Annotated in this window: 4 protein-coding genes; 2 read left to right on the top strand and 2 right to left on the bottom strand. The window is 75.3% G+C overall.

What is annotated here, in order from left to right:
• Nucleotides 1-1295, top strand: a 1295-nt coding sequence (locus QL983_RS10590) for a trypsin-like peptidase domain-containing protein (protein ID WP_290152927.1), incomplete at its 5' end; no start/stop codon positions are given.
• Complete coding sequence (locus tag QL983_RS10595) at nucleotides 1292-2071, top strand: PIG-L deacetylase family protein (protein WP_036314367.1); 780 nt, start codon at nucleotides 1292-1294, stop codon at nucleotides 2069-2071. The genes QL983_RS10590 and QL983_RS10595, both read left to right, overlap by 4 nt.
• 22 nt (nucleotides 2072-2093) lie before the next feature.
• Here QL983_RS10595 and QL983_RS10600 read toward each other — a convergent pair whose 3' ends face one another.
• Nucleotides 2094-3524, bottom strand: a complete 1431-nt coding sequence (locus QL983_RS10600; RefSeq protein WP_073117100.1) for an anti-sigma factor — start codon at nucleotides 3522-3524, stop codon at nucleotides 2094-2096.
• Between the two features lie 7 nt (nucleotides 3525-3531).
• A complete protein-coding gene (locus QL983_RS10605; protein ID WP_100059261.1) occupies nucleotides 3532-4008 on the bottom strand; it encodes a tRNA (cytidine(34)-2'-O)-methyltransferase in 477 nt (158 codons plus the stop codon).
• Nucleotides 4009-4039 lie beyond the last annotated feature (31 nt).

Raw genomic sequence — 4039 nt, forward strand, 5'->3', positions numbered from 1 at the left:
GAAGCGAGGACCCCGTGGACCAGACCGCCGCCCCCACCCAGCCCCCCGTGCCGACGGCCCGCACCGTCGCGCGTCCCCGGCCCCAGTCCCGCGCCCGTGCCGGGGCGGGCCTGCTCGCCGCAGCCGTGCTCATGGTGGGGCTCTCCGGTTGCGCGGTCGCGGAGGACGGCGGCGAGGCCGCGTCCGAGGCCGCGAGCTCCTCCTCCTCGCAGGCGACGGACACCTCGGCCGAGGCCGGGGGACAGCCCGTGGCGGACACCGCCGTCGGGAACGCCGCGAGGACCGCGCTGCCCTCCGTGGTGACCATCTCCGCGACGTCGAGCTCCGCCTCCGGTTCCGGTTCCGGGTCGATCCTGGACACGGAGGGGCACATCCTCACGAACACCCACGTGGTCACCCTCGGCGGCCAGGCCAACGACGCCGAGCTGACGGTGCGCACCTCGGACGGGGAGGTCTACGCTGCCACCGTCGTGGGCACCGACCCGCTGTCCGACCTGGCCGTCATCAAGATCGACGCCCCGGACCTCACCCCCATCCAGATCGGCCGGTCCGGGGATTTGAAGGTCGGGGACGAGGCCGTCGCCATCGGCGCCCCCCTGGGCCTGCCGAACACCGTGACCGACGGGATCATCTCCACCCTGGACCGGACCATCGCGGTGGCGTCCTCCGAGGCGCCCGAGCCGCAGGGCGAGAGCTCCGGCTCGTCCTCCGGCACCGATCAGTACCGTTTCCAGCTGCCGGGCACCCCGCAGGGCACCCGGGGCGAGGTGTACATCAACGTGCTGCAGACCGACGCGGCCATCAACCCCGGCAACTCCGGAGGCGCGCTCGTCGACGCCGAGGGTCGCCTGGTGGGCGTGAACGTCGCGATCGCCTCGGCCGGCCAGGACCCGAGCGAGGCGGGCAACATCGGGGTCGGATTCGCCATCCCCGTGGACTACGCCCAGCGGGTCGCACAGGACCTGATCGACCACGGCAAGGCCACGCATGCCATGCTCGGCGTGAGCGTCACCCCGGAGCCCGCCGAGGTGCAGGGCGGCAGCGAGAACGCCCGGACCGTGTTCAGCGACGGCGCCCGCGTCCAGCAGGTCGTGGGAGAGTCGGCGGCCGACGCGGCCGGGCTGAAGGAGGGCGACGTGATCACCGCCGTCGGCGACCGCGCGGTGATCGACTCCGAGTCCCTCACCGCCGTCGTCCGCGAGCACCGCGTGGGAGACTCGGTGGACGTCACCTACCTCCGCGACGGCGCGGAGCAGACGACCGAGGTGACGTTCACGGAGGACACCCGCTCGTGACCACCACGCTCACCACCCCCGCCGCGCTCGCGGCCCACCACGGCTGGCGCCGGGTCCTGGCCGTCGGCGCCCACCCGGACGACCTCGACTTCGGGGCCGCCGCCACCCTGGCCGGCTTCCGCGCGGCCGGGCTGCACATCGAGCTGTGCATCGTGACGGACGGGGACGCCGGCGGCTTCGACTCGGAGGGCCCGGAGGCGATGACCGCCCGCCGGCACGCCGAACAGCGCGCGGCCGCCGCCGTCGTCGGTGCCGCCGAGGTCCACTTCCTCGGCGAGCGCGACGGACACCTCGAGCCGGACCACGGCGTGCGCCGCAAGCTCGTGGCGCTGATGCGCCGCGTCCGCCCGGACGTGGTGCTCAGCACCCACCCGGAGCGGGACTGGGAGCGGATGCAGGCCGCCCACCCGGACCACCTCGCCTGCGGCGAGGCCGTGGTGCGCGCCGCGTACCCGGCGGCCGAGAACCCGTACGCGTACCCGGAGCTCGCGGCGGAGGGGCTCGAGGCGTTCAAGGTCCGGAACCTGCTGCTGTACGCCGCCCCCGCCGCGCGCCGGAACACGGTCGTGGACGTCACGGGCCTGGCGGAGCAGAAGCTGCGCGCCCTCGACGCCCACCTCTCCCAGCACCCGGACGTCGACGCGATGCGGCGGCACGTGCTCGCCCAGATGGCCGAACATCACCGGCGCGCCGCCGGCCCGGCCGCCGCGCCGGGTCACGCCGAGGCGTTCCACCTGGTCACGGTCAACGGTCCGAGCACCATCGCCGGGTTCTGAACCGCCCCCCCTGCGGGGGATCTCAGTTGGTGCTCGGCCGACCGCCGTAGCGCGGGCCGGTCTGCGCGGTGGGGTCGAGGTCCACGCCGACGACGGGCTCCGACGTCGGCACCTCCGAGCCCGAGCTGGGCTCCACGGAGATGCCCATCGCCGCGAAGCGGTCCAGCCCCCGGAAGGTGATGGGCTCGCCGAAGCCGTTGGCGTCGTACGTGCCGAGCGAGGCCGGGGCCGTGCCGTCCGAGGGGTAGAGCCACAGCTGGTAGGACTGACCCTCCGGCAGCTGGGGCATCCCGCTGATCGTCAGGTAGCCGCTGTTCTGCTCCCGGGACAGGAACGCCTGGACCGTGCCGCCGTCCTGGGCCGGGTACTCCGAGGTCGTGAACAGGTCCTTCGACTGGTCGATGCGGTGCACGATGCCCGGCCGTGTGAACTGGCTCCACACCGTCCACCCGCCGACGCCGAGCACGAGGGCCGCGAGCAGCAGGAGGGCGGTCACCTTGAGCCAGCGCAGGCGGTCCCGCGGCGGGCCGGCGGGGGCGGACTCGTCGCCGATCAGGTCCATGCCCACGTCCTGGGCGGGCAGGCGACGCAGGACCTCGTCGAGCAGGGCCGACGGCGGCTCGGCCGTCACGGACCGGAACGCCCAGGCCACCGCCTGGCGCGCACCGTCCACCCGGGAGCGCCACCGGGCCAGCTCGCCGCCCCGCCGCTGCACGGCGGAGAAGGCCGCGGTGTGCCCGGCCGTGTCGAGCGCGTGCACGGCCGAGAGGTCGGCCAGCTCGAGTGTGCGGCCGGCGTCCACGTCCTCGCGCACGTCCGCGCCGAGTGCCGGGCCGGTCGCCGGGGCCGGCGCGGACGGACGGGCGGCGTCCTGCGTGAGGTCGCGGCGGGCCGCCACGACCTGCCGCACGCCGTCACGCAGCAGGGTGCGGGCCTCGTCGGCCGGCAGACCGAGCCGATCGGCGACCTCCCGGTCGGTGCAGCCGCCCAGCCACGCCAGTCGCACGGCCTCGTAGGCGTCCGGGGCCACGCGGCCGACGAGGTCCTCGGGCAGCGGCGCGGGCCCGGCCGGGCCGGGACGACGCCCACGTTCCGCCGCGGAGCCACCGGCGCGGCGCAGCGAGGTCATCACGCGGTGGGCGAGGACCTCGAGCCACGTGAACACCTGGCGTTCGCGGTGGGTCGCGTCGTCACGCTCGCTCAGGTCGAGCCCGGCCTCGGAGGCCTCCTCCCACGCCGTCAGGTAGGTGCGGACCGTGGCCGCGGCGGCGTCGTCGCCGGGGCCGAACATCGCTTCGGCCAGGCCGTGCACCCACGGGACCGTGGCGTCGTAGAACGCGGAGAACGCGGCCCGGTCACCCTCGGCGCTGCGGCGCAGGAGGGTGTCCAGGGCGGGCTGGCCGGCGTCATCGGGGCGGTCGACGTGGGGCTCGGGCGCGTCAGGAGTCTGCATGGTGGCCTCAGTCTAGGGAATCGGGACGGGCCGCGGACCCGGCGAAGTCGTGCTGGCGCCAGGCCTCGTACACGGCGATGGAGACGGCGTTCGCCAGGTTCAGGGACCGACGGGCCGGCTGCATGGGCAGGCCGACGGTCTCGGTGACCCGCGGATCGGCCAGCACCTCCTCGGGCAGGCCGGTGGACTCGCGGCCGAAGAGCAGCACGTCGCCGGGCCGGTAGGCGACCCGGTCGTGCCGCACGGACCCGCGCGCGGTGAAGGCCAGCACACGGGCGGGGGCGAGGGCCGCGAGGGCCGCGTCGAGGTCCGGGTGCACCGTCACCACCGCGAGGTCGTGGTAGTCCAGACCGGCGCGGCGCAGGTGGGCGTCCTCGAACCCGAAGCCCAGCGGCTCCACGAGGTGCAGCTCGGCCCCCGTGAGGGCGGCGAGCCGGATCGCGTTGCCGGTGTTGCCGGGGATCTCCGGGGTGAGCAGCAGGATCCGGAAGCCGGGGGTGCCGGGCGCCGGGGCG

It is taken from the genome of Micrococcus sp. APC 4021 (genome assembly GCF_030407635.1).
Lineage (GTDB): Bacteria > Actinomycetota > Actinomycetes > Actinomycetales > Micrococcaceae > Micrococcus > Micrococcus luteus.

Bases quoted from the DNA above. Each gene is read 5' to 3' on its own strand.
- QL983_RS10600 (WP_073117100.1), bottom strand. From the start codon at position 3,524: ATGCAGACTCCTGACGCGCCCGAGCCCCACGTCGACCGCCCCGATGAC.